The sequence below is a fragment of the Rhizobium sullae genome, assembly GCF_900169785.1.
In the GTDB taxonomy this organism is placed as follows: Bacteria; Pseudomonadota; Alphaproteobacteria; order Rhizobiales; family Rhizobiaceae; genus Rhizobium; species Rhizobium sullae.
In genome coordinates, this window is sequence record NZ_FWER01000007.1 from 42,466 (window position 1) to 65,064 (window position 22,599).

Genomic DNA, 22,599 nt, shown 5'->3' on the forward strand with positions numbered 1-22,599 from the left:
GAGGTGCCGCCGGGCTGGGTGCAGGCCGGAGTTGAAAACGAGCACGCTGCGCATTTCCGCATCATGCCTGCGGGTTTAATTGCCATGCTACTGATGCCCTTCGGGCTCGACGCGCTGCAATGGAGGGTGGTCGGTTTCGGGCTCGATCTGGATCGCGACCGCAAGGACGGTATCCTCATGGGTGGCGACATCGGCGTGGCAGGCTGCCGGGCTGGTACTTCCGGTAGCAGTCACCGGCTTCCCGCTGCTTACTCCGCTGCGCACGAAGCTCCGGCATATTGGCACCACGATCGTGTCAGTCTCGACGCTTTTGGTCGCCCGTGCTGACGGTGCTTGACAATGCGTCCTGTCTTGGTCCTGCTTGCCATACCGCGGACATCGTCGTTGCGCCGGTCAGGCTGCGCTCTGCCGATCCGGCGCGATGCCCTTCACGGGCGAAACCTTTCGGAAAGCCGGCGCTATTGAATTGCGCTTTGGAAGCGGAGCAGCACAAATCACAACCGCCTTCGAGAAACTCGATCGTCCCTGGAGCCGCCACCGCGCCTATGATTGGCGCAGCGGTACTTTGCCGGCGATGCGCCGCCGGTCAGTGATAACGGCGGATGAGGCCGACGAGTTTGCCCTGAACCTTGACGCGATCTGGTCCGAAGATGCGGGTTTCGTAGGCAGGGTTTGCGGCCTCGAGCGCAATCGAAGCACCCTTGCGACGGAACCGTTTCAGCGTCGCTTCCTCGTCGTCGACCAGGGCCACGACGATATCGCCGGGGTTTGCGGTACTGCTGTTGCGGATGATGACCGTGTCGCCGTCGAAGATACCAGCCTCGATCATCGAATCGCCCTTGACCTCGAGCGCGTAGTGCTCGCCGGAGCCGAGCATGTCGGCTGGAACGTTGATGTCGTGTGTGTTGTTCTGGATCGCCGAGATTGGAACGCCTGCCGCGATCCGGCCCATGACGGGAACCGAAACGGAGCTGTTATTTCCTTCGTTCGCCGGCTTCGGCGGGACGGCCGTAGGCTGCAGCTTGCCGAGGCTGCCCTCGATGACGCTCGGCGAAAAGCCGCGGCGGGGCTGAATGCTCGGGCTATAGGCTTCCGGAAGCCGGATCACCTCAAGCGCGCGAGCCCGATTCGGTAGGCGGCGAATGAAACCGCGCTCTTCCAGTGCGGTGATCAGCCGATGGATACCGGATTTGGACGCGAGATCCAGCGCATCCTTCATTTCGTCAAAGGACGGCGGCACGCCGGATTCTTTCATGCGCTCATGTATGAAGAGGAGAAGCTCCTGTTGTTTGCGCGTCAGCATCGAAGTTTAACCCCAGTTTCGTGAAACAAAGCCAGAACAGACACTATATGTTCCATATGTGTTCCGCAAGTACCTAAATTTTCGTAAAATTTCCCCTCAACTGTGTTCGTTTTCGAAACTTTTTGTTTGCCGGATAGGGCGCCCGGCTTGCAATGCCGAGATACCCGGCACACATCTTTCGGCACAGGAAACGGAGACGTGACGCCATGCCGCATCCGCTGGATCATCTTGTTCTGCCTGTCACCAACATCGATCTCGCGCGGGAGCGGCTGGGACGATTGGGGTTCACGGTTGCCGCTGAGGGCCGTCATCCTTTCGGCACGGTGAATGCCTGCGTTTTCTTCTCCGACAAGACCTATCTCGAGCCGCTTGGCGTTGCGAGCGCGAAGGAATGTGAAGAGGCAGTGCGGCACGGAAACGTCTTTGTGGCACGCGACCAAGCCTTTCGCTTCCGCTGCGGCAATGACGGATTCTCTGCGGCCGTGTTCGCCACGGAAGACGCGGACGCCGATCATGCGCACTTCGTGCGGGCGAGAAAGAGCGGCGGCGGCATGCTGGAGTTTTCGCGCCTGATCAAGATGCCGGACGGGTCGCAATCGACGGGGACTTTCAAGCTTGCCTTTGCCGCCGATCTTCGGGTGCCGGATTTCTTCCTCTTCGCCTGCCAGCGTATCAACGCCTTTCCGGCCGATCGCAGCGCGCTGGAAAAGCATGCGAATGGCGCGACCGGTATCTCGGAGATCGTGCTAAGCGCGCCAGAGCCTGAAGCTTTCGGCTCGTTTCTTCAGTTGGCCGTGTCTACGACGGGAATCGAGCGGACGCCGTTCGGCGTGGCGATCGCGTCAGCGAATACCAGGATTAGCCTGCTGTCGCCGGAAGGGATGGAGGCTTATTTCGATTCGCTGCCGTTAACCGCAGATAAGGGGCTGAGAGGCAGCGCTATCGTATTCCGCTCCACCGATCTTGCCGTGACAGAAGCGCTTTTGGCTGATAACGGGATGACCTATACACGCAAGAACAACAGAGTCCTGGTGAAGCCGGCGCCCGGCCAGGGTGCGATCTTCGCCTTCGAGGAGACCCAATGAGCAATACGAATTCCGAAGTCGCAGTCGGCGAAGGTGCCGGCCGCGTCGTCTTTTCCAACAGCGGCAGGGTGTCACTGATTGCCGGGCCCTGCCAGATGGAGAGCCGCGAGCATGCGTTCATGGTGGCCGGCGTTTTGAGCGAGCTGTGCAAAATGCTCGGCATCGGCCTGGTTTACAAGTCGTCCTTCGACAAGGCGAACCGGACCTCGCTGTCCGCTCAGCGCGGCATCGGCCTTGAAAAGGCGCTAGAAGTCTTTGCCGACCTCAAGAAGGAATTCGGTTTTCCGGTGCTGACGGACATTCATACGGAAGAGCAGTGCGCTGCCGTCGCGCCGGTCGTCGACATCCTGCAGATCCCGGCCTTCCTCAGCCGCCAGACGGACCTCCTCGTTGCCGCCGCCAAGACGGGCCGGGCGATCAATGTGAAGAAGGGCCAGTTCCTGGCACCCTGGGATATGAAGAACGTCCTCGGCAAGCTGAATGCCACCGGCAATCCGAACATCATGCTTTGCGAGCGCGGGGCCTCCTTCGGCTATAACACGCTGGTCTCGGACATGCGCTCGTTGCCGATCATGGCGGCCATGGGCGCCCCCGTCGTTTTCGATGCCACCCATTCGGTGCAGCAACCCGGCGGGCAGGGCGGCTCGACCGGCGGGCAGAGGGAGTTCGTCGAGACGCTGGCACGCGCAGCCGTCGCCGTCGGCGTGGCAGGCGTCTTCATCGAGACGCATGAGGATCCCGATCACGCACCGTCCGACGGCCCGAACATGGTCCATCTGAAGGACATGCCCCGGCTGCTCGAAAAGCTGCTGGCCTTCGACGCGATCGCCAAGGCGGCTTGAACGGACATGAGGTGCCTGCCGTCAGCCTGCAAGCGCCATCCTTTGGCTTGAGTGCGACCGCGTTGCGGTAGGGGCCGTCAGGTCGTCGAGACGGAAACGGGACAGCAGGTGATTGAGGTGTATCGCCTCTTCACCAAGTTCGCGGCAAGCTGCACTCGTCTGCTCAACCATCGCCGCGTTCTTCTGCGTGACGCTGTCCATTGTGTTGACGGCGGCGTTGACTTCCAGGAGAGCGGTCGTTTGTTCGGAAGAGGAACGCACGATCGCCTCGATCAGCGCCGTGACCCTGAAAACCTGCTGATCGATATTGCTGAGCGCCTCACCGGTGCGGTTGACCAGTGCAACGCCGGCTGACACCTGATTGGAAGACGTCTCGATCAACTGCTTGATTTCCTTCGCTAGATTGGCAGAGCGGCCGGCAAGGTCGCGCACTTCCTGCGCAACGACTGCAAAACCCTTTCCGGCTTCACCGGCGCGGGCGGCTTCCACGCCGGCATTGAGCGCGAGGAGGTTGGTCTGGAAGGCGATTTCATCGATGACGTTGATGATCTCGCCGATCTGCACAGATGATGCCTCGATCTTCTCCATCGCAGCGACCGCCTCATGCACGACGGTTGCCGAATAGCTGGCACTTTCCTTGGTCGCCATCATCATCGCGTTCGCTTCATTGGCTCGTTCCGACGAGTTCTTGACGGTGACCGTGATCTGGTCGAGCGCCGAGGCTGCTTGCTCCAGCGAAGCGGCCTGATGCTCGGTGCGCCGGGCCAGGTCGTCCGTGCTCGACGCGATTTCGCCGGAACCGGTCCGAACCGTATTCGTGACGGCCGCGATTTCCGTCATCGCGCCGGAAAGCGTGTGGATGCTCGAATTGAACTGTTCGCGCAAATTTTCATAAGCCGCTTCGAAGGGCTCACTTAGCTGGACGGTGAGGTCGCCGCCGGAAAGGCGTTCCAGGCCGCGGCTCAGGCTCGCGATGACGCGCTCGCGGACGGCTTCCTCACCTGCCTTGGTGGCGGCAAGCGCCGCATCACGCTGCGTTTGGGCCTGACGTTCGGCATCCTGGCGCTCGCGGATATTGTTCCGCTCTTCGGCGGCTTCGCGGAAGACGGTAACGGCGCGCGCCATCTCACCGATCTCATCGCCGCGGCGGCTGAAGGGCACTTCCTTCGAATAGTCGCCGCCGGCAAGGATCGCCATATAGTCGCGCATCGCCGAGAGCGGCACGATGGCGCGGCGTCGGAAGACGTACAGGCCGCCGAGAAGCAAGCAAAGCGAGACTGCGGCAGCTGCAAGCGTGATGGTCGAGAGGATGCGTGTCTGTTCTGCGGCTTCCTTTTCGGCATCCGCCAGGAAGGCATTCGCCATATCGACGAGCTCGTTGACGGCGCTTTCATGAATATGGAAATTCGTCGCAAGTTTTTCGAAGGACGCCGGGATGACTGCGGAGTCATTCTTGAGAATGGCCGGCGCGAGTTCCTCCAACATCACCTTCCAAAACACGTCGCCTTTGGCGAGCACATCGTGCAGGAGCTTTTGCTTGAGGTCAGCGCTGAGCGCCGTCGTCAGCCAATATTTGCGGCGATCCTCATAAGCGGGTTTCAGGATGTTTTCGATGCGGTCGATGTTTTTCTTCGCAACGTCGGGGCGCTGCACCGCTTCGAGCGCAAGCATGTAGGATTCGACGAGGTAGAGGGGCGGCGGCAGAATATCGGCGACGAGGTCCTTGCCGTAGATGATCTGCCTGTACATCTCGCCGTTCACCCGCAGCTTGTTGAAGGCGTAATTCTGTATGCCGATCGAAGCGATCAATCCAGCCGTGACGACCACCGCGAAGATTGCAAGACTGCGTGCAATATTGAGTTTCATCCTGCGCCCCATGAATTGAATAGCGAACAGATGCTGTTCGTTGAAATTATTTGGAATTTCCGTGGGAACCTGAAATCGTGAAGGTCCGCATAATCAGGCGGGTTTGGACCGCACGAGGAAGTGCATCATGCAATACTACTTGCCGGAGAGCGGGGCAGTATTTCCTCAGTGAGTATTAATTATAATATTGATTGGTTACTGACCGATAAATTTACAACCAGATCGAAAGTGATGGAGGTTGTTTTCAAAACCTGAGGTTTCGAAGTGCCGGAACGAGCTCGCTGGCAGCGGATTGATGACGTGGCAAGCGGTCTCTTCAAAAGCCTGACATATTCGCGCTATAGGCCCGTGCCAGCCGTGTGTGTCGTCGGTGTGGCATTGTAATTTGCGTGCCTTCGATTAAACAGCTTCGAACGATTTATCACCCACCGAGCAGGAAGAGATCATGACCGCAATTACCGACATTATCGCCCGCGAGATTCTCGACAGCCGAGGCAATCCGACCGTTGAAGTCGATGTCTATCTCGAAGATGGCAGCATGGGCCGTGCGGCCGTGCCGTCAGGCGCCTCGACCGGTGCGCATGAGGCCGTCGAAGTTCGCGATGGCGGCAAGCGCTATCTTGGCAAGGGTGTCGAAAAGGCCGTCGAGGCTGCCAACACGGAAATCTTCGACGCGATCGGCGGCATCGATGCCGAGAACCAGATCCAGATCGACAACATCATGATCGAACTGGACGGCACACCGAACAAGTCGCGCCTCGGCGCCAATGCCATCCTCGGCGTGTCGCTCGCCGTTGCCAAGGCGGCCGCCCAGGCATCCGGCTTGCCGCTCTACCGCTATGTCGGCGGTGCGAGTGCCCATCTCCTGCCGGTTCCGATGATGAACATCATCAACGGCGGCGCGCATGCCGACAACCCGATCGACTTCCAAGAGTTCATGATCCTGCCGGTTGGCGCCGATTCGATCCGCGAAGCGGTTCGCGTGGGCTCGGAAGTCTTCCACGTCCTCAAGAAGGAACTGTCGGCCCAAGGTCATAACACCAATGTTGGCGACGAGGGCGGTTTCGCGCCGGGCCTGAAGAGCGCGCCGGAAGCGCTCGACTTCATCATGAAGTCGATCGAGAAAGCCGGCTACAAGCCGGGTGACGACATCTGCCTCGGTCTCGACTGCGCCTCGACGGAATTCTTCAAGGACGGCAAGTACGTTCTCGAAGGAGAGGGCCGCACGCTGGAATCGGGCGCCATGGCCGAATATCTCGCCGATCTCGCCGGCAAGTACCCGATCATCTCGATCGAAGACGGCATGGCTGAAGACGATTGGGACGGCTGGAAGGCTCTGACGGACCTCGCCGGCAAGAAAGTGCAGCTGGTCGGCGACGACCTTTTCGTCACCAACTCGGAGCGCCTGCGCGACGGCATCCGCATGGGCGTCGCCAACTCGATCCTCGTGAAGGTCAACCAGATCGGCTCGCTGACGGAAACGCTCGACGCCGTCAACACCGCGCACAAGGCAGCCTACACCGCCGTCATGTCGCACCGCTCCGGCGAAACGGAAGACTCCACGATCGCCGATCTGGCGGTCGCCACCAATTGCGGTCAGATCAAGACGGGCTCGCTGTCGCGCTCGGACCGTCTGGCAAAGTACAACCAGCTGATCCGCATCGAAGAGGGTCTCGGCCCGCAGGCCCGCTACGCCGGCCGCTCGATCATCCGCGGCTGATAGTCTTTAAGAATCAGTTGTTTGAAACCCGCGCTTCACCGGCGCGGGTTTTTTATTGCGCGAAATTCATAGTCAACGGACGGTTAATCTCTCAGGCGTAAGCTCGCTGCAATCGGTAATGCGTTTCAGAGCATGTGTGCGTATGTGGACAAAACATCATAAGAAGAGAAAGATTGGGCGGTTCGTCATTCCGGCCATGACGGTCGCTTTTCTCTCCTATTTCGGTTATCACTGCATTCACGGCGACTATGGTCTTCGGGCCACGGAAGGCTTTGAGAAGCGCCGGATTGCGCGCGAGCGCGAGCTTGCGGTCTTGAAAGTGAAACGCGAACATCTGGAACAGCAGGTCGCGCTGTTGAGCGATGGTTCGCTCGACAAGGACATGCTGGACGAAAAAGCCCGCTATCAACTGAACATGTCGCGGGGCGACGAAATCGTCATATTCAATTCTTATGCAAATTAACCGGAAATAGGTTAATCTGCAATTCTATTGGTTTATCAATGGCTTAAAGCAGAATACGTGCCATGCATTTATGGCATTGCTGTGGCCAAATTTCTTCCCTATGGTACGCGCCACCCAAGAAACGACAAACCCATAGGGAGGGTTGAATGGCGCCGCGAAAGACCGCGACCGTTTCCAGCCGCAAGACCAGCGCAAAACCTCACAGCAAGCAATCGAATGGCGGGGCTATCGCCGATTTCGATCGCGATACCGAGCTCAAGGCCTATCGCGAAATGCTGCTCATCCGCCGTTTCGAGGAAAAGGCAGGCCAGCTTTACGGCATGGGCTTCATAGGCGGTTTCTGTCACCTTTATATCGGCCAGGAAGCGGTCGTCGTCGGCATGCAGTTCGCCCTCAAGGAAGGCGACCAGGTGATCACTGGCTACCGCGATCATGGCCATATGCTGGCGACCGGCATGAACGCCCGCGGCGTGATGGCGGAACTGACAGGGCGCAGGGGCGGCTATTCCAAGGGGAAGGGCGGCTCCATGCACATGTTCTCCAAGGAAAAGCATTTCTACGGCGGCCACGGCATCGTCGGCGCCCAGGTTTCGCTCGGCACCGGCCTGGCATTTGCCAACAAGTATCGCGGCAACGACAATGTCAGCGTCGCCTATTTCGGCGACGGCGCGGCCAACCAGGGTCAGGTCTACGAAAGCTTCAACATGGCGCAGCTCTGGAAGCTGCCCGTCATCTACGTAATCGAGAACAACCGTTACGCCATGGGCACTTCGACCGCCCGCGCTACCGCGCAGGCCGACTTCTCCAAGCGCGGCGCGTCCTTCGGCATTCCGGGCATCCAGGTGGACGGCATGGACGTGCGCGCCGTCAAGGCTGCTGCCGACGAGGCGATTGAATACTGCCGTTCCGGCAAGGGTCCGATGATCCTCGAAATGCTGACCTATCGCTATCGCGGCCATTCGATGTCCGACCCGGCGAAGTATCGTTCGAAGGACGAAGTGCAGAAGATGCGCTCCGAATCCGATCCGATCGAGCAGGTGCGCCTGCGCCTCATCGAGAAGGGCTGGGCGTCGGAAGACGATCTGAAGTCCATCGACAAGGACGTGCGCGATATCGTTGCTGACAGCGCCGATTTCGCCCAGGCCGATCCGGAGCCGGATGTATCCGAGCTCTATACCGACATTCTGCTCTAATCGGGGAGGGAACCCATGCCTATTGATATCCTCATGCCCGCCCTTTCTCCGACGATGGAAGAAGGCACGCTGTCCAAATGGCTCAAGAAGGAAGGCGACAAGGTCACTTCCGGTGACGTGATTGCCGAAATCGAAACCGACAAGGCGACCATGGAAGTCGAAGCCGTCGACGAAGGCACGATCGGCAAGCTGCTGGTCCCAGCCGGCACCGAGAACGTCAAGGTGAATGCCAAGATCGCGGTGCTACTGCAGGACGGCGAGTCGGAATCCGACATGTCCGCTGCGCCTGCCGCACAGCCCGCGCCGGCTGCTCCTGTCCAACAGGCAGAAGAAAAGCCTGCCGCTGCGCCCGTTCCGGCTGAACCTAAGGCTTTCGTACCGAATGATCCGGAAATCCCGGCCGGCACCGAAATGGTGTCGATGACCGTCCGCGAAGCGCTCCGCGACGCCATGGCCGAGGAAATGCGCGCCGACGAGAGCGTCTTCGTCATGGGTGAGGAAGTCGCCGAATACCAGGGCGCTTACAAGGTGACCCAGGGGCTTCTGCAGGAATTCGGCCCGCTCCGCGTGGTCGATACCCCGATCACCGAGCACGGCTTTGCCGGCGTCGGCGTCGGCGCTGCGATGGCAGGCCTGCGGCCGATCGTCGAGTTCATGACCTTCAACTTCGCCATGCAGGCGATCGACCAGATCATCAACTCCGCCGCCAAGACGCTCTACATGTCCGGCGGCCAGATGGGTGCTCCGATGGTTTTCCGCGGCCCGAACGGCGCGGCTGCCCGCGTGGCCGCCCAGCACAGCCAGGACTATGCTGCCTGGTACAGCCAGATCCCGGGCCTCAAGGTCGTCATGCCCTATACGGCATCCGACGCCAAGGGCCTGCTCAAGGCCGCCATCCGCGACCCGAACCCGGTGATCTTCCTCGAAAACGAAATTCTCTACGGCCAGCACTTCGACGTGCCGAAGCTCGATAACTTCGTCCTGCCGATCGGTAAGGCCCGTATCCACCGTCCGGGCAAGGATGCGACCGTTGTTTCGTGGGGTATCGGCATGACCTATGCCACGAAGGCTGCCGCCGAACTCGAAAAGCTCGGCATCGACGTCGAGCTGATAGACCTGCGCACCATCCGTCCGATGGACCTGCCGGCCGTCGTCGAATCGGTCAAGAAGACCGGCCGCCTGGTCACCGTCGAGGAAGGCTATCCGCAGTCCTCCGTCGGCACCGAAATCGCAACCCGCGTCATGCAGCAGGCCTTCGATTATCTCGACGCGCCGATCCTGACGATTGCCGGCAAGGACGTTCCGATGCCCTATGCCGCCAATCTTGAGAAGCTGGCTCTGCCGAACGTCGGCGAAGTCGTCGATGCGGTGAAGACTGTCTGCTACAAATAAGGGGAGGGTATTTCGATGCCTATCAACATCACGATGCCAGCCCTTTCTCCGACGATGGAAGAAGGCAATCTGGCCAAGTGGCTCGTCAAGGAAGGCGACACCGTCAAGTCCGGCGATGTGATCGCCGAGATTGAGACCGACAAGGCCACGATGGAAGTCGAAGCCGTCGATGAAGGCACTGTCGCCAAGATCGTCATTCCGGCCGGTACGGAAGGCGTCAAAGTCAATGCGCTGATTGCGGTTCTTGCCGGCGAAGGCGAGGACGTTGCGGCGGCTGCGGCGTCCCCCGAGGCGAAAGCGGAGAGCGCTTCCGCGCCTCCACCTCCTCAAGATGAGACAGGAAAAGGCACGGCGCCAGCCGCCCCACTCGCTGCAAATGCCAATGTGAGCCCTCACAGCGAGGTGCCGCAGGCGGTCTCGAAGGGCGAGGGCGGCACACGCACCTTCTCCTCGCCGCTCGCGCGGCGTCTGGCCAGGGAAGCCGGCATCGACCTTTACGCAATCGCCGGTTCCGGCCCGCACGGCCGTGTGGTCAAGAGCGACGTCGAGGCTGCTGTCGCCGGTGCTGGCGCCAAAGCGGCTCCCGCTGTCGCGCCGCAGGCCGCTCCGGCTGCAGCCAAGGGCCCAACGGAAGAGGCTGTCCTCAAGCTCTTCGAACCGGGCTCCTACGAGCTGGTGCCACATGACGGCATGCGCAAGACGATCGCCCGCCGCCTGGTGGAGTCCAAGCAGACCATCCCGCACTTCTACGTCACCGTCGACTGCGAGCTGGATGCGCTTTTGGCGCTTCGCGCCCAGCTCAACGATGCTGCCCCGCGCAAGGATGGCGCCCCGGCTTACAAGCTCTCCGTCAACGACATGGTCATCAAGGCCATGGCGCTCGCGCTGCGCGACGTTCCGGACGCGAATGTGTCCTGGACCGAAAACAACATGGTCAAGCACAAGCATGCCGATGTCGGCGTTGCTGTCTCCATTCCGGGCGGGCTGATCACCCCGATCATTCGCAAGGCTGAGGAAAAGACGCTCTCCGTCATCTCCAACGAGATGAAGGATCTCGGCAAGCGCGCCAAGGACCGCAAGCTGAAGCCCGAGGAATACCAGGGCGGCACGACGTCGGTCTCGAACATGGGCATGATGGGCGTGAAGGACTTTGCAGCCGTCGTCAATCCGCCGCATGCGACGATCCTTGCGGTCGGAGCAGGCGAGCAGCGCGTTATCGTCAAGAAGGGCGAAATGGCGATCGCGACCGTGATGAGCGTCACGCTTTCGACCGATCACCGCTGCGTCGACGGCGCGCTCGGCGCCGAGCTGCTGCAGGCTTTCAAGGGCTACATCGAAACCCCAATGGGCATGCTCGTCTGATCGTTGAGCGGAGACGGAAATGACGAAGACCGTTCTTTGCTATGGCGACTCGCTGACCTGGGGCTACGATCCGATGTCGCTGGCACGGCATGCCTATGAGGACCGCTGGCCGAGCGTTTTGCAGGCAGCGCTCGGCGGTGCGGCGCATGTCATTCCGGAAGGCTTGAACGGCCGGACGACCGCTTTCGACGACCATCTCGCCGATTGCGATCGCAACGGTGCGCGCGTCTTGCCGACGATCCTGCAGACGCATGCGCCGCTCGACCTCGTCATCATATTGCTCGGTACCAACGACATGAAGTCGGTCGTGGCGGGATCTGCTTTTGCCGCCTGCCAGGGCATCGCCCGTTTGGTGCGCCTTATCCGCAATCATGCCTGGCCCTTCGAATTCGATGGGCCGGACATCCTGATCATCGCGCCGCCGGCGATCTGCGCCACAGGGAATGCGCCCTTTGCCGCTTCGTTCCCGGGCGGCATCGAGGAATCGGCAAAACTCGCTACGCTTTACCGTGACCTTGCCGACGAACTCGGTTGCGGCTTCTTCGACGGCAATTCCGTCGCGAAGACGACGCCGATCGACGGCATCCATCTCGATGCGGAAAATACCCGCGCCCTCGGGCGCGGGCTGGAATCGACTGTGCGGATGATGCTGGGGCTTTGACCATGGCCTCTTTCGCCGCGCTGCGGCCGGCAGAACGGCGGGATGCTGCGGAGCTGGCCATCCTCGTGGACATCGGCTCGCATGGCTTTGCTTCTTGGCTTTGGTTCGCGGAGGTGGCGGGCGGCAGCGCCGATACGCCGCTGGAGCGGGGCCGGATGAAGATGAGCCGCGATGGCGCCTGGGGGAACTGGCAGAGTGCGGTGATTGCCGACGCCTATGGCGAGATCGCCGGAACAGCGGTGGGCTATACGCTCGGCGGGGAGATCGGAGCGGTCGCGGCGGATCGCCCTGCCCTGGGGCCGGTGATCGCGCTGCAGAAGCAGGCGGCCGGAAACTGGTTCATCGGCACGCTGGCCGTCTACCGCCATCTGCGCGGCATCGGCATCGGAAAGCGGCTGCTGGTCGACCAGATCGAGAAAGCGGACGGGCGGGCCGTCAGCCTGATCACCGCAAGTGATAACGAGGCAGCGCTCGCGCTGTATGAGAAGAATGGATTTTCGCAAGCCGCCCGCGCTGAGGCCGTGCCGCTTTTCGAAAACAGCAGGAAACACGAGTGGGTACTTTTGACCCGCCTCGCCGGATGAAAAAGGCAGGAAAACATGGCTGAGAATTACGACGTCATCATCATCGGCTCCGGTCCAGGCGGCTATGTCGCGGCCGTACGTGCCGGCCAACTCGGTCTGAAGACCGCGATCGTCGAACGCGAGCACCTGGGCGGCATCTGCCTGAATTGGGGCTGCATCCCGACCAAGGCGCTGCTGCGTTCGGCCGAGATTCTCGACCATTCCAATCATCTGAAGGATTACGGTCTTGTTCTTGAAGGCAGCGTCAAGCCGGATACCAAGGCCGTCGTTGCCCGCTCACGCGCGGTTTCCGGCCGCCTGAACGCTGGCGTCGGTTTCCTGATGAAGAAGAACAAGATCGACGTGATCTGGGGTGAAGCCAAGATCACCAAACCCGGCGAGATCATCGTCGGCAAGTCCGCCAAGCCGGCAGTCGAACCACAGCATCCTGTGCCGAAGGGCGTCAAGGGAGAAGGCACTTACACCGCCAAGCACATCATCATCGCAACTGGTGCCCGCCCGCGCGCGCTGCCGGGCATCGAACCGGACGGCAAGCTGATCTGGACCTATTTCGAAGCGCTGAAGCCGGATGCCCTGCCGAAATCGCTGATCGTCATGGGCTCGGGTGCGATCGGCATCGAATTCGCAAGCTTCTACCGCTCGATGGGCGTCGACGTGACGGTGGTCGAAGTCCTTCCGACGATCATGCCGATCGAGGATGCGGAAGTGACCGCCATCGCCCGCAAGCAGCTGGAAAAGCGCGGCATGAAGATCTTCACGAGCGCCAAGGTGACGAAGGTCGAGAAGGGCGCCGGCAGCATCACGGCCCATGTCGAGACGGCCGACGGCAAGGTCCAGCAGATCACGGCGGACCGCATGATCTCCGCCATTGGTGTTCAAGGCAATATCGAAAACCTCGGCCTTGAAGCGCTGGGCGTAAAGACGGATCGCGGCTGCGTGGTCAGCGACGGCTACGGCAAGAGCAACGTTCCCGGCATATACGCGATCGGCGATGTCGCCGGCCCGCCGATGCTTGCCCACAAGGCCGAGCACGAGGGCGTTGTCTGCATCGAAAAGATCGCAGGCCTGCCGAATGTTCACCCGACCGACAAGAGCAAGGTTCCGGGCTGCACCTATTGCCAGCCGCAGGTTGCCTCCGTCGGCCTGACGGAAGCCAAGGCCAAGGAGCTCGGCCGCGATATCCGCGTCGGCCGCTTCTCCTTCGCCGCAAACGGCAAGGCGATCGCGCTCGGCGAGGATCAGGGCCTCTGCAAGGTCATTTTCGACAAGAAGACCGGCGAGCTCCTCGGTGCGCATATGGTCGGCGCCGAAGTGACCGAACTGATCCAGGGTTTCGTCGTCGCGATGAACCTCGAAACGACCGAGGAGGAACTGATGCACACGATCTTCCCGCATCCGACCGTCTCGGAGTCGATGAAGGAAGCCGTGCTGGACGCTTACGGTCGGGTGTTGAACGCTTGATAATTTCCCTTTCCGCCCTCTATCCGAAGGTGGAAAAAACGAAAGGAAATCATCATGTCCATGGAGACGCAGGCATTGCTTGTCTTCCTCCTGATCGGGCTCGTCGCGGGCTTCCTCGCGAGCTTGGTCGTCGGCGGAGGCGGTCTGATACGCTGCCTGCTCAGCGGCATCATCGGCGCGTTCGTGGGCGGGTATCTGTTCAATGCGCTGGGCATATCGCTCGGCATTGAAAATGCGCTGGCCGTGCAGATCATTCACGCCACGGTCGGCGCCATCGTCGTGGTGCTGATCGCAAGGGCGATAGCGTAGGGAAAAGGGCACTCATGGAAGGCGTCGGCTGGATAGCGGCAATCATCATCGGCGGTTTTGCGGGCTGGCTCGCCGGCAAGCTGATGGAAGCGCGACACGGAATTCTCCTCAATATCGTGCTCGGCATCGTCGGCTCGGTGGTCGCGACGGCCATCCTGGCGCAGTTTCATATCGAAGTGGCGGGAGGACGGCTCGGCTACTTCGTCACCGGCTTCCTCGGCGCCTGCCTGCTGATATTCATCGCCCGGCTCGTCCGGCGATAATGCACATCACGGCTTGAATTGTAAGATTCGATCAAAACGCTTATGTGCAGACCGATGAAGCCGCATGGGGCGGCGGAAAGTTGACACTGCAATGGTAACCATCCTCGACACGATCAATCCCGACGCCAAGCGCGTGCGGCATCCGGAAAAGGCGAACCGCCCAGATACGGAAGTGCTGCGCAAGCCGGACTGGATCCGCGTGAAGGCGCCGACCTCGAAGGGCTATGCGGAAACGCGCGCGATCGTGAGGGAAAACAAGCTCGTCACCGTCTGCGAAGAAGCCGGATGTCCGAATATCGGCGAGTGCTGGGACAAGAAGCACGCAACCTTCATGATCATGGGCGAGATCTGTACCCGCGCCTGTGCCTTCTGCAACGTCTCGACCGGCAAGCCGAACGCGCTCGACATGGCCGAGCCCGACAACGTCGCCAAGGCCGTCAAAGAGATGGGGCTTTCCCACGTCGTCATCACTTCGGTCGACCGCGATGATCTAGAAGACGGCGGTGCCGAGCATTTCGAGAAGGTGATCTGGGCGATCCGCTCCGTCTCTCCGGCAACCACGATCGAGATCCTGACGCCGGACTTCCTGCGCAAGCCGGGCGCGCTTGAGCGCGTCGTCGCCGCCAAGCCGGACGTCTTCAACCACAATCTGGAAACCGTGCCGTCGAATTACCTGACGGTCCGCCCCGGCGCCCGCTATTTCCACTCGATCCGCCTGCTGCAGCGCGTGAAGGAACTGGACCCGACGATGTTCACCAAGTCCGGTATCATGGTCGGCCTCGGCGAGGAGCGCAACGAAGTGCTGCAGTTAATGGACGATCTGCGTACCGCTGATGTCGACTTCCTGACCATCGGCCAATACCTGCAGCCGACCCGCAAGCACCACAAGGTCGAAAAATTCGTGACGCCGGAGGAATTCAAGTCCTACGAGACGGTCGCCTATACCAAGGGCTTCCTGATGGTGGCATCGAGCCCGCTCACTCGCTCCTCGCACCACGCCGGCGACGACTTCGCCCGGTTGAGGGTGGCACGCGAAAAGAAGCTGCTGATGGCGGCGGAATAATCAACGAAGGCTTGCATTTTCTGAAAACCGCGGCGATCTTCCCGCGGCTTTTTCTTGGAGGATGCCATGGCCTGGTTGAGCGATGTCAGGGATGCCGCCCATCGGCTGAAGGCGGCTGATCGCGTACTCGTCATCGGCTGTTCCGGTGGCGGCAAGACGACCCTAGCTCGTACCATCGCCAAGCGCTTCGATCTGCCTTTCGTTTCCATGGATCGGGAATTCTTCTGGCTGCCGGGCTGGGTCGAACGGGCAAGGCCCGAGCAGCGGGCGTTGATTGCCAAATGGGTCAGGCAAGATCGCTGGATCATGGACGGGACCAATACGTCGAGCTTCGATCTCCGGCTGCCGCGGACCGATATCGTCCTGTGGGTCCGCATGCCGCGCCTGATATGTGTCTGGGGCGCCGTCAGCCGCTGGCTGAAGTGGATTGGGCGTACACGGCCGGAAATGACGCCCGGCTGCCCGGAGAAGGTCGATCTCGAATTCCTGAGCTACATCTGGAACTTCGAAAAGAAGCATTCGCCGATCGTTCTCGCCGCCATGGCCGCTCACGGCCCCGATGTTCCGGTTCTCCAGCTAAAATCACGCCGCCAGATGCGTGAGCTTCTTGATCTTCTTGGTTCTCCCGCTTAACTGCCGATTATGCCGCAATTTGAAACGCATCACCGTGTCCCGCATTCAGCCGAGCAGATGTTCGACCTCGTAGCCGATGTGGAACGCTATCCGGAATTCCTGCCGCTCTGCGAAGCGCTGTCCATCCGCAGCCGCAAGGAGCGCGACGGCAAGATCTTGTTGATTGCCGACATGACCGTCGGCTACAAGGCGATCCGCGAGACCTTCACGACGCAGGTGCTGCTCAACAAGGCGGAGCGCTTCATCGACGTCAAATATATCGACGGGCCGTTCAAATATCTCGACAACCGCTGGCGCTTCGAGGAAGCAGCCGAGGGCGGCTGCACCATCCATTTCTTCATCGATTACGAGTTCAAGAGCCGGATTCTCGGCGCCTTGATGGGCTCGATGTTCGACCGCGCCTTCCGCATGTTTTCCGAGGCCTTCGAAAAGAGGGCGGAAGCGATCTACTAGCTCTGACGATCAAAGCGCTGCTGCCGCAGCCATTAGCGGTCGAAGAAGTGATCGAAGTATCGGTTTGCCGGATAGGCATATGCCCCCCGATCAATAAAGTTGCGCCGGGACAGACAGCTTCTCAGGGCCGCGTTGTAAACGAGGCTGTACGGATTTGGCGATCCCCGCCAGGACATTGCCTCGTACTGGCAATATCCGACCGCGCGGTCGTATTTCGCGAGCAATAGCGGGTCTGAATCGACACGGATTCCATGATACGTTTGATAGTTCGATGGCGCCTCGGCGGCTGATACGCAGCCCAAGCTCAAAACGACTCCCATTGCGGCCAGATATTTCATCGACGTAACCCCCTCGGTATGAAATCCAGCATAGGGCATCAGCGCTCTTTGTTCCAGACTCCATGTTCTTGGAGTGCAACCAGCATTTCCAGCGCGGTCTGCACGGTTGCAAGACGCACTTTGTCGCGGCCGATATCGCCGTAGAGCATCTTGCGATGGATGAGCACGCCGCTGCGCGATTTCGCCGCCAGATGAACCAGCCCGACCGGCTTTTCCGGTGAACCGCCGCCCGGCCCGGCGATCCCCGTCACGGCGACCGCGACGTCGGCGCGGGAGCGCAAGAGCGCGCCGTGGACCATCTGCCGTGCGGTCTCTTCGGAAACGGCGCCGAAGCCTTCGAGCGTCCGTTCCTGAACGCCGAGCATCTCGATCTTGGCCGCGTTGGTATAGGTGACGAAGCCGCGATCGACGACTGCCGAGGAGCCGGAGATTTCCGTGAGCGCTCCGACGATCAGCCCGCCGGTGCAGGATTCGGCCGTCGAGATCATTGTCTTTGCCACCGTGGAATCGCGGACGATCCTTTCCGCGAGCGCAAGAATGTCGGCTGGGAACATGCTCACCCCCTTGCTTCGCGATAGACGACTGTGGCAGTCGCGATCGCCGCAATGCCTTCGCGTCGACCGACAAAGCCGATCGTCTCGTTCGTGGTCGCCTTCACCGAACAGCGATCGATCGAAATGCCGAGAAATTCGGAGAGATTGGCACGCATCGCGTCGCGGTGCGGAGCGACCCTCGGCGCCTCGGCGATCAGCGAGATATCGGCATTCATGATCGTGCCGCCGCGTTCGCGCACGATCTTCGCCGCATGTTTGACGAAGATGCACGAGGCGGCACCCTTCCATTGCGGATCGGACGGCGGAAAATAATCGCCGATATCGCCCGCACCGCAGGTGGCCAGCAGCGCATCCGTCAGGGCATGCAGCGCGACGTCGGCATCCGAATGGCCCCTGAGCCTCTGATCGTGCGGGATGAATACGCCGCAGAGCGTGACCCCATCGCCGGCTTCCAATTGATGCACATCGTAGCCGTTGCCGGTGCGCACGTCGGGCAGTTGCGATGACGAAAGCCGGTCGTCGGCAAGGATGATATCCCGTTTGACCGTCAGTTTCACGTTATCGGCTGCACCCTCGACGATCGTCACGGGAATCCCCGCCCATTCGGCAATTGCAGCATCGTCCGTGAAGTCCGTGCGGCCGGTCTCGCTTGCTTTTTCATGTGCCGAGAGGATGGCATCGAAGGCGAAGGATTGCGGCGTCTGGGCTGCGAAAAGATGCTCGCGCGACACCGTTTCCAGAACCGTGCCCGTGCCGTCGGCGCGTTTCAGCGTGTCGGCAACGGGCATTGCCGGCAGGACGGCTGGCGCTCCGCCTACCAGTGCATCCGCGATCCGGTCGAGAAGCCGGCGGTCGAAGAAGGGACGGACGGCATCGTGAATGAGGACATGCGTAATGCCCTTGTTCTTCAGATGCCTCAGTCCAGCAAGAACCGATTGCTGTCGGGTCGCCCCGCCGTGAACGGTTTCGATCGGTGTGGCGGACAGCACCTGGCGAAACGCCTTTGCGAACAGCGCTTCGTCGTCAGGATGGATGACGACGACGATATGGGCGGCGTGCTCCCATGTCATGAAGTTTTCAAGCGTATGGGTGATAACCGGCTTTCGGCCGATCAAGCGGTATTGCTTCGGGCCCTCCTCACGCGAGCCTGCCCGTTCGCCGCGGCCAGCAGCGACGATAACAATTCCGGCCGAGATCGGTTGCTTCGAATGCATTTGCGGCATAAATCCCTAAAAATGTGCGGAAAGTGGCATGAGTGCTCTACCGCCTTAGGGGCTCGCTTTCCAGCATCTGCCCAAAAAATATCAATTCTCACCGAAGCCTCTTGGCAAGCCCCTTTAGTATGGCTAAAAATAGTGCAGCGTTACCGTGTGCCTGAAAGATAATCAATTGCATCGAATGAATCTTGCAGCGCCCTTGCAGATCGGAAATGTCTCCGTGCGCAACCGCGTTGTGCTGGCGCCGATGTCCGGCGTCACCGACATGCCCTTCAGGCAACTCGCCTGGCGCTACGGCGCGGGCCTGGTCGTGACCGAAATGGTGGCGAGCCGGGAGCTCGTGAATAACACCGCCGAATCATGGTCGCGACTGAGGACTGCGGGCTTCAAGCCGCATATGGTGCAACTCGCCGGCCGCGAGGCGCATTGGATGGCCGAGGCCGCAAAAATCGCCGCTGGCAGCGGCGCGGATGTCGTCGACATCAACATGGGTTGTCCGGCCAAGAAGGTGATCGGCGGCTATTCGGGCTCGGCGCTGATGCGCGATCCGGATCATGCGCTGAGCCTGATCGAGGCAACCGTGAGGGCCGTCGATGTTCCGGTGACGCTGAAGATGCGCCTCGGCTGGGACGAAAAATCGCTCAACGCGCCCGAGATCGCCAAGCGCGCCGAAGATGCAGGGGTGAAGCTGATCACCATTCACGGACGCACGCGTATGCAGTTCTATGAAGGCAAGGCGGATTGGGACGCGATCCGCGCAGTTCGCGACGTGATTTCCGTTCCGCTGATCGCAAACGGCGATGTCGATACGCCGGAAGATGCGCAAGAAATCCTTCGCCGCTCGGGCGCCGATGCGGTGATGATCGGCCGCGGTTGCCAGGGAAGGCCATGGCATGCGGGCGTGCTGGCGGGGGAAGCTGCGCCGACAGCAAGCGTTATCCCCGACATCGTTGCAGAACACTACGAAATGATGCTGGATTTCTATGGCGAGGCGACGGCTATCCGTCATGCCCGCAAGCACCTCGGCTGGTATCTGGAGCGCTTCGCGCCTTTGCTGCCGGTTCCGGAGAAGACGGCAATCATGACGTCGCATACACCGGCAGAAGTCGTCTCGCGCCTTCGCGACGCGCTCACTGCCCGTTTGGAAATTTCAGAAAGCCGGGAGGCGGCATGATGGACAAGGTTCAAGCCGATCATACCGGCAGCCCCGTTGCGATGGCAGTGCTGAACGCGATCCAGAATCCGGTGGTGATGGTCGACGAGGCGGGCTTGATCGCCTTCGCCAACTGGGAGGCGGAATCGTTTTTTGGGGCGAGTGCCTCGCACCTCGCGCGCTACAAGATTTCCACCTTCATTCCGTTTGGAAGCCCGCTTCTGGCCTTGATCGATCAGGTGCGGGAGCGCAAGGCGCCCGTCAACGAATATCGCGTCGATCTAAGTTCGCCCCGCCTTGGCCAGGACAAGCTGGTCGACATTTACGTCGCGCCGGTGATCAGCGAGCCCGGCTCCGTCGTCGTCGTGTTCCAGGAGCGCTCGATGGCCGACAAGATCGATCGTCAGCTGACGCATCGCGCCGCCGCCAGATCGGTGACCGGCCTTGCATCCATGCTCGCCCACGAGATCAAGAATCCGCTCTCGGGCATTCGCGGTGCGGCCCAGCTTCTCGAGCAATCTGTCATCGATGAGGACCGCGCGCTGACGAGGCTCATCTGCGATGAGACCGACCGGATCGTGTCGCTGGTCGATCGCATGGAGGTCTTCTCCGACGAACGGCCTGTCGATCGTCTGCCGGTCAATATCCATTCGGTGCTCGACCATGTGAAGGCGGTGGCAAGGGCAGGCTTTGCCCGGCATATTCGCATAACCGAGAATTACGACCCGTCGCTGCCTGCGGTTTACGCCAACCGCGATCAGCTCGTGCAGGTCTTCCTCAACCTCGTGAAGAACGCAGCCGAAGCCGTCAGCGACCGGCAAGACGGCGAGATCATGCTGACGACGGCCTATCGTCCCGGCATCCGCCTTTCTGTCGCCGGAACGCGCGAGAAGATCTCGCTGCCCCTGGAGTTCTGCGTCCAGGACAACGGTCCCGGTGTGCCGTCCGACCTGCTGCCGCATCTCTTCGATCCGTTCATCACTACGAAGACGAACGGCAGCGGCCTCGGCCTTGCACTCGTCGCCAAGATCATCGGCGATCATGGCGGCATCATCGAATGCGACAGCCAGAACAACAAGACAACGTTCCGCGTCCTCATGCCTGCCTCCAAGGATGCCTCGGCTGACGATTCGGCAATTGCAAACCCCACAGGAACTTCTCGATGACAGCAACGATTCTCGTCGCGGACGATGACGCGGCCATCCGTACCGTGCTCAACCAGGCGCTCAGCCGTGCAGGTTATGATGTTCGAATCACCTCCAATGCTGCCACGCTCTGGCGCTGGGTGTCGGCAGGCGAGGGCGATCTGGTCGTGACCGACGTCGTCATGCCGGACGAGAACGCCTTCGATCTGCTGCCGCGAATCAAGAAGGCGCGCCCCGACCTTCCGGTGCTCGTCATGAGCGCCCAGAACACCTTCATGACGGCCATCAAAGCCTCTGAGAAGGGTGCTTACGACTATCTTCCCAAGCCCTTCGATCTCACGGAACTGATCGGCATCATCGGCCGGGCGCTCGCCGAGCCGAAGCGGAAGCCCGCCAAGCTCGACGAAGACATGCAGGACGGCATGCCGCTTGTCGGCCGCTCCGCGGCCATGCAGGAAATCTACCGCGTGCTCGCCCGCCTGATGCAGACCGACCTGACGCTGATGATCACGGGCGAATCAGGGACCGGCAAGGAACTCGTGGCCCGCGCGCTGCACGATTACGGCAAGCGCCGCAACGGACCGTTTGTGGCGATCAATATGGCGGCCATCCCGCGCGACCTCATCGAGTCCGAGCTCTTCGGCCACGAAAAGGGCGCCTTTACCGGCGCGCAGACCCGCTCCACCGGCCGTTTCGAGCAGGCCGAGGGCGGCACGCTTTTCCTCGATGAAATCGGCGACATGCCGATGGATGCGCAGACGCGTCTTCTACGCGTCCTGCAGCAGGGCGAATATACGACAGTCGGCGGGCGTACGCCGATCCGCACGGACGTCCGCATCGTCGCGGCGACCAACAAGGACCTGAAGCAGGCGATCAACCAAGGGCTCTTCCGCGAGGACCTCTATTACCGCCTGAACGTCGTGCCGCTGCGGCTTCCGCCGCTGCGCGACCGCGCGGAGGATATTCCGGACCTGGTTCGGCACTTCATCCAGCAGGCGGAAAAGGAAGGGCTCGGCACCAAGCGGTTTGACCAGGAAGCCATCGAGTTGATGAAGGCCTATGCCTGGCCGGGCAATGTGCGCGAGTTGGAGAACCTGATCCGCCGCCTGGTGGCACTTTATCCACAGGACGTGATCACCCGCGAGATCATCGAAGCCGAGCTTCGTTCCGACGTGCCGGACAGCCCGATCGACAAGGGGCCGATCCGCACAGGATCGATGACGATCGCCCAGGCGGTGGAAGAAAACATGCGAGCCTACTTCGCGAGTTTCGGCGATAACCTGCCGCCTCCAGGCCTTTACGACCGGGTGCTGACGGAATTGGAATATCCGCTGATCCTCGCAGCTCTGACCGCCACGCGTGGCAACCAGATCAAGGCTGCGGACCTGCTCGGTCTCAACCGCAATACGTTGCGTAAAAAGATCCGCGAACTCGGCGTCTCCGTCTACAGAAGCTCCCGAACAGCTTGACAATGCCGCAGGCCGCGTTGCATTTTCGCCACAATGCGTTGCTTAAAGGTCACGCATAGGGTTGGACACG

Annotated in this window: 23 protein-coding genes and 1 pseudogene; 19 read left to right on the forward strand and 5 right to left on the reverse strand. The window is 60.8% G+C overall.

The features are described 5' to 3' along the window. Positions 1-54: 54 nt before the first annotated feature. A pseudogene (locus tag BN1800_RS42270) lies at positions 55-565 on the forward strand (hypothetical protein); the annotation flags it as partial. Positions 566-586: 21 nt separating this feature from the next. On the opposite strand, the gene lexA reads toward BN1800_RS42270, so the two are convergent. Then, positions 587-1,303: a transcriptional repressor LexA gene (lexA, locus tag BN1800_RS08130; RefSeq protein WP_027509417.1), complete on the reverse strand. Its 717-nt coding sequence runs from the start codon at positions 1,301-1,303 to the stop codon at positions 587-589. A gap of 206 nt (positions 1,304-1,509) precedes the next feature. Between lexA and BN1800_RS08135 the strand changes: the two genes are divergently transcribed. Together BN1800_RS08135 and kdsA are read left to right on the forward strand one after the other, a co-directional pair. Further along, positions 1,510-2,388: a VOC family protein gene (locus BN1800_RS08135; protein WP_086996339.1), complete on the forward strand. Its 879-nt coding sequence runs from the start codon at positions 1,510-1,512 to the stop codon at positions 2,386-2,388. Next, positions 2,385-3,230, forward strand: coding sequence for a 3-deoxy-8-phosphooctulonate synthase (gene kdsA, locus BN1800_RS08140; RefSeq protein ID WP_086996342.1), 846 nt, complete (start codon positions 2,385-2,387; stop codon positions 3,228-3,230). The genes BN1800_RS08135 and kdsA overlap by 4 nt, the downstream gene beginning before the upstream one ends. A gap of 21 nt (positions 3,231-3,251) precedes the next feature. Here kdsA and BN1800_RS08145 read toward each other — a convergent pair whose 3' ends face one another. Beyond that, positions 3,252-5,096 carry a methyl-accepting chemotaxis protein gene (locus tag BN1800_RS08145; protein WP_086996344.1) on the reverse strand — a complete coding sequence of 615 codons (1,845 nt, stop codon included), beginning with the start codon at positions 5,094-5,096 and terminating at the stop codon, positions 3,252-3,254. A gap of 445 nt (positions 5,097-5,541) precedes the next feature. On the opposite strand from BN1800_RS08145, the gene eno reads away from it, so the two are divergent. The 13 genes from eno (at position 5,542) to BN1800_RS08210 (ending at position 16,653) form a co-directional block, all read left to right on the forward strand. Further along, positions 5,542-6,816, forward strand: coding sequence for a phosphopyruvate hydratase (eno, locus tag BN1800_RS08150; RefSeq protein ID WP_086996347.1), 1,275 nt, complete (start codon positions 5,542-5,544; stop codon positions 6,814-6,816). 142 nt (positions 6,817-6,958) lie between these two features. Beyond that, positions 6,959-7,279, forward strand: coding sequence for an FtsB family cell division protein (locus tag BN1800_RS08155; RefSeq protein ID WP_027509422.1), 321 nt, complete (start codon positions 6,959-6,961; stop codon positions 7,277-7,279). A gap of 146 nt (positions 7,280-7,425) precedes the next feature. Further along, complete coding sequence (gene pdhA, locus BN1800_RS08160) at positions 7,426-8,472, forward strand: pyruvate dehydrogenase (acetyl-transferring) E1 component subunit alpha (protein WP_086996350.1); 1,047 nt, start codon at positions 7,426-7,428, stop codon at positions 8,470-8,472. A gap of 15 nt (positions 8,473-8,487) precedes the next feature. After that, positions 8,488-9,864: a pyruvate dehydrogenase complex E1 component subunit beta gene (locus BN1800_RS08165; protein ID WP_086996353.1), complete on the forward strand. Its 1,377-nt coding sequence runs from the start codon at positions 8,488-8,490 to the stop codon at positions 9,862-9,864. Positions 9,865-9,879: 15 nt separating this feature from the next. Then, complete coding sequence (locus BN1800_RS08170; protein WP_086996355.1) at positions 9,880-11,226, forward strand: pyruvate dehydrogenase complex dihydrolipoamide acetyltransferase; 1,347 nt, start codon at positions 9,880-9,882, stop codon at positions 11,224-11,226. Between the two features lie 19 nt (positions 11,227-11,245). Further along, a complete protein-coding gene (locus BN1800_RS08175; RefSeq protein ID WP_027509426.1) occupies positions 11,246-11,887 on the forward strand; it encodes an SGNH/GDSL hydrolase family protein in 642 nt (213 codons plus the stop codon). A 2-nt stretch (positions 11,888-11,889) separates the two neighbouring features. Beyond that, a complete protein-coding gene (locus BN1800_RS08180; RefSeq protein ID WP_086996358.1) occupies positions 11,890-12,471 on the forward strand; it encodes a GNAT family N-acetyltransferase in 582 nt (193 codons plus the stop codon). A 15-nt stretch (positions 12,472-12,486) separates the two neighbouring features. Continuing rightward, entirely contained in the window at positions 12,487-13,932 is a 1,446-nt protein-coding gene (lpdA, locus tag BN1800_RS08185; RefSeq protein WP_086996361.1) for a dihydrolipoyl dehydrogenase, read from the forward strand. Between the two features lie 54 nt (positions 13,933-13,986). Further along, positions 13,987-14,241 (forward strand): GlsB/YeaQ/YmgE family stress response membrane protein, encoded by a 255-nt coding sequence (locus tag BN1800_RS08190; protein ID WP_027509429.1) that lies wholly within the window; start codon positions 13,987-13,989, stop codon positions 14,239-14,241. A gap of 14 nt (positions 14,242-14,255) precedes the next feature. Next, complete coding sequence (locus BN1800_RS08195) at positions 14,256-14,504, forward strand: GlsB/YeaQ/YmgE family stress response membrane protein (RefSeq protein ID WP_086996364.1); 249 nt, start codon at positions 14,256-14,258, stop codon at positions 14,502-14,504. Positions 14,505-14,595: 91 nt separating this feature from the next. Then, complete coding sequence (gene lipA, locus BN1800_RS08200) at positions 14,596-15,567, forward strand: lipoyl synthase (protein ID WP_086996367.1); 972 nt, start codon at positions 14,596-14,598, stop codon at positions 15,565-15,567. 66 nt (positions 15,568-15,633) lie between these two features. Then, positions 15,634-16,200 (forward strand): AAA family ATPase, encoded by a 567-nt coding sequence (locus tag BN1800_RS08205; protein WP_027509432.1) that lies wholly within the window; start codon positions 15,634-15,636, stop codon positions 16,198-16,200. A gap of 9 nt (positions 16,201-16,209) precedes the next feature. Further along, positions 16,210-16,653, forward strand: coding sequence for a type II toxin-antitoxin system RatA family toxin (locus tag BN1800_RS08210; protein WP_027509433.1), 444 nt, complete (start codon positions 16,210-16,212; stop codon positions 16,651-16,653). A gap of 32 nt (positions 16,654-16,685) precedes the next feature. Here BN1800_RS08210 and BN1800_RS08215 read toward each other — a convergent pair whose 3' ends face one another. The 3 genes from BN1800_RS08215 to BN1800_RS08225 are packed head-to-tail and all read right to left on the reverse strand — an operon-like array spanning position 16,686 to position 18,768. Beyond that, a complete protein-coding gene (locus tag BN1800_RS08215) occupies positions 16,686-16,991 on the reverse strand; it encodes a hypothetical protein (RefSeq protein ID WP_086996490.1) in 306 nt (101 codons plus the stop codon). 38 nt (positions 16,992-17,029) lie between these two features. Next, a complete protein-coding gene (locus tag BN1800_RS08220; RefSeq protein ID WP_027509435.1) occupies positions 17,030-17,551 on the reverse strand; it encodes a CinA family protein in 522 nt (173 codons plus the stop codon). After that, the gene (locus BN1800_RS08225) at positions 17,548-18,768 is read right to left on the reverse strand and encodes a bifunctional 2-C-methyl-D-erythritol 4-phosphate cytidylyltransferase/2-C-methyl-D-erythritol 2,4-cyclodiphosphate synthase (protein ID WP_086996370.1); all 1,221 of its coding nucleotides are present in this window, start codon (positions 18,766-18,768) and stop codon (positions 17,548-17,550) included. Before BN1800_RS08225 ends, BN1800_RS08220 begins: the two co-directional genes overlap by 4 nt. Positions 18,769-18,913: 145 nt before the next feature. Here BN1800_RS08225 and dusB point away from each other — a divergent pair, with 145 nt between their 5' ends. The 3 genes from dusB to ntrC are packed head-to-tail and all read left to right on the forward strand — an operon-like array spanning position 18,914 to position 22,529. Continuing rightward, positions 18,914-19,936: a tRNA dihydrouridine synthase DusB gene (gene dusB, locus BN1800_RS08230; RefSeq protein WP_425298972.1), complete on the forward strand. Its 1,023-nt coding sequence runs from the start codon at positions 18,914-18,916 to the stop codon at positions 19,934-19,936. After that, on the forward strand, positions 19,933-21,081 hold the full coding sequence (locus BN1800_RS08235; protein ID WP_037141584.1) for a two-component system sensor histidine kinase NtrB: 1,149 nt from the start codon (positions 19,933-19,935) through the stop codon (positions 21,079-21,081). The genes dusB and BN1800_RS08235 overlap by 4 nt, the downstream gene beginning before the upstream one ends. Then, the gene (gene ntrC, locus BN1800_RS08240) at positions 21,078-22,529 is read left to right on the forward strand and encodes a nitrogen regulation protein NR(I) (protein ID WP_027509439.1); all 1,452 of its coding nucleotides are present in this window, start codon (positions 21,078-21,080) and stop codon (positions 22,527-22,529) included. The genes BN1800_RS08235 and ntrC overlap by 4 nt, the downstream gene beginning before the upstream one ends. Positions 22,530-22,599: the final 70 nt, after the last annotated feature.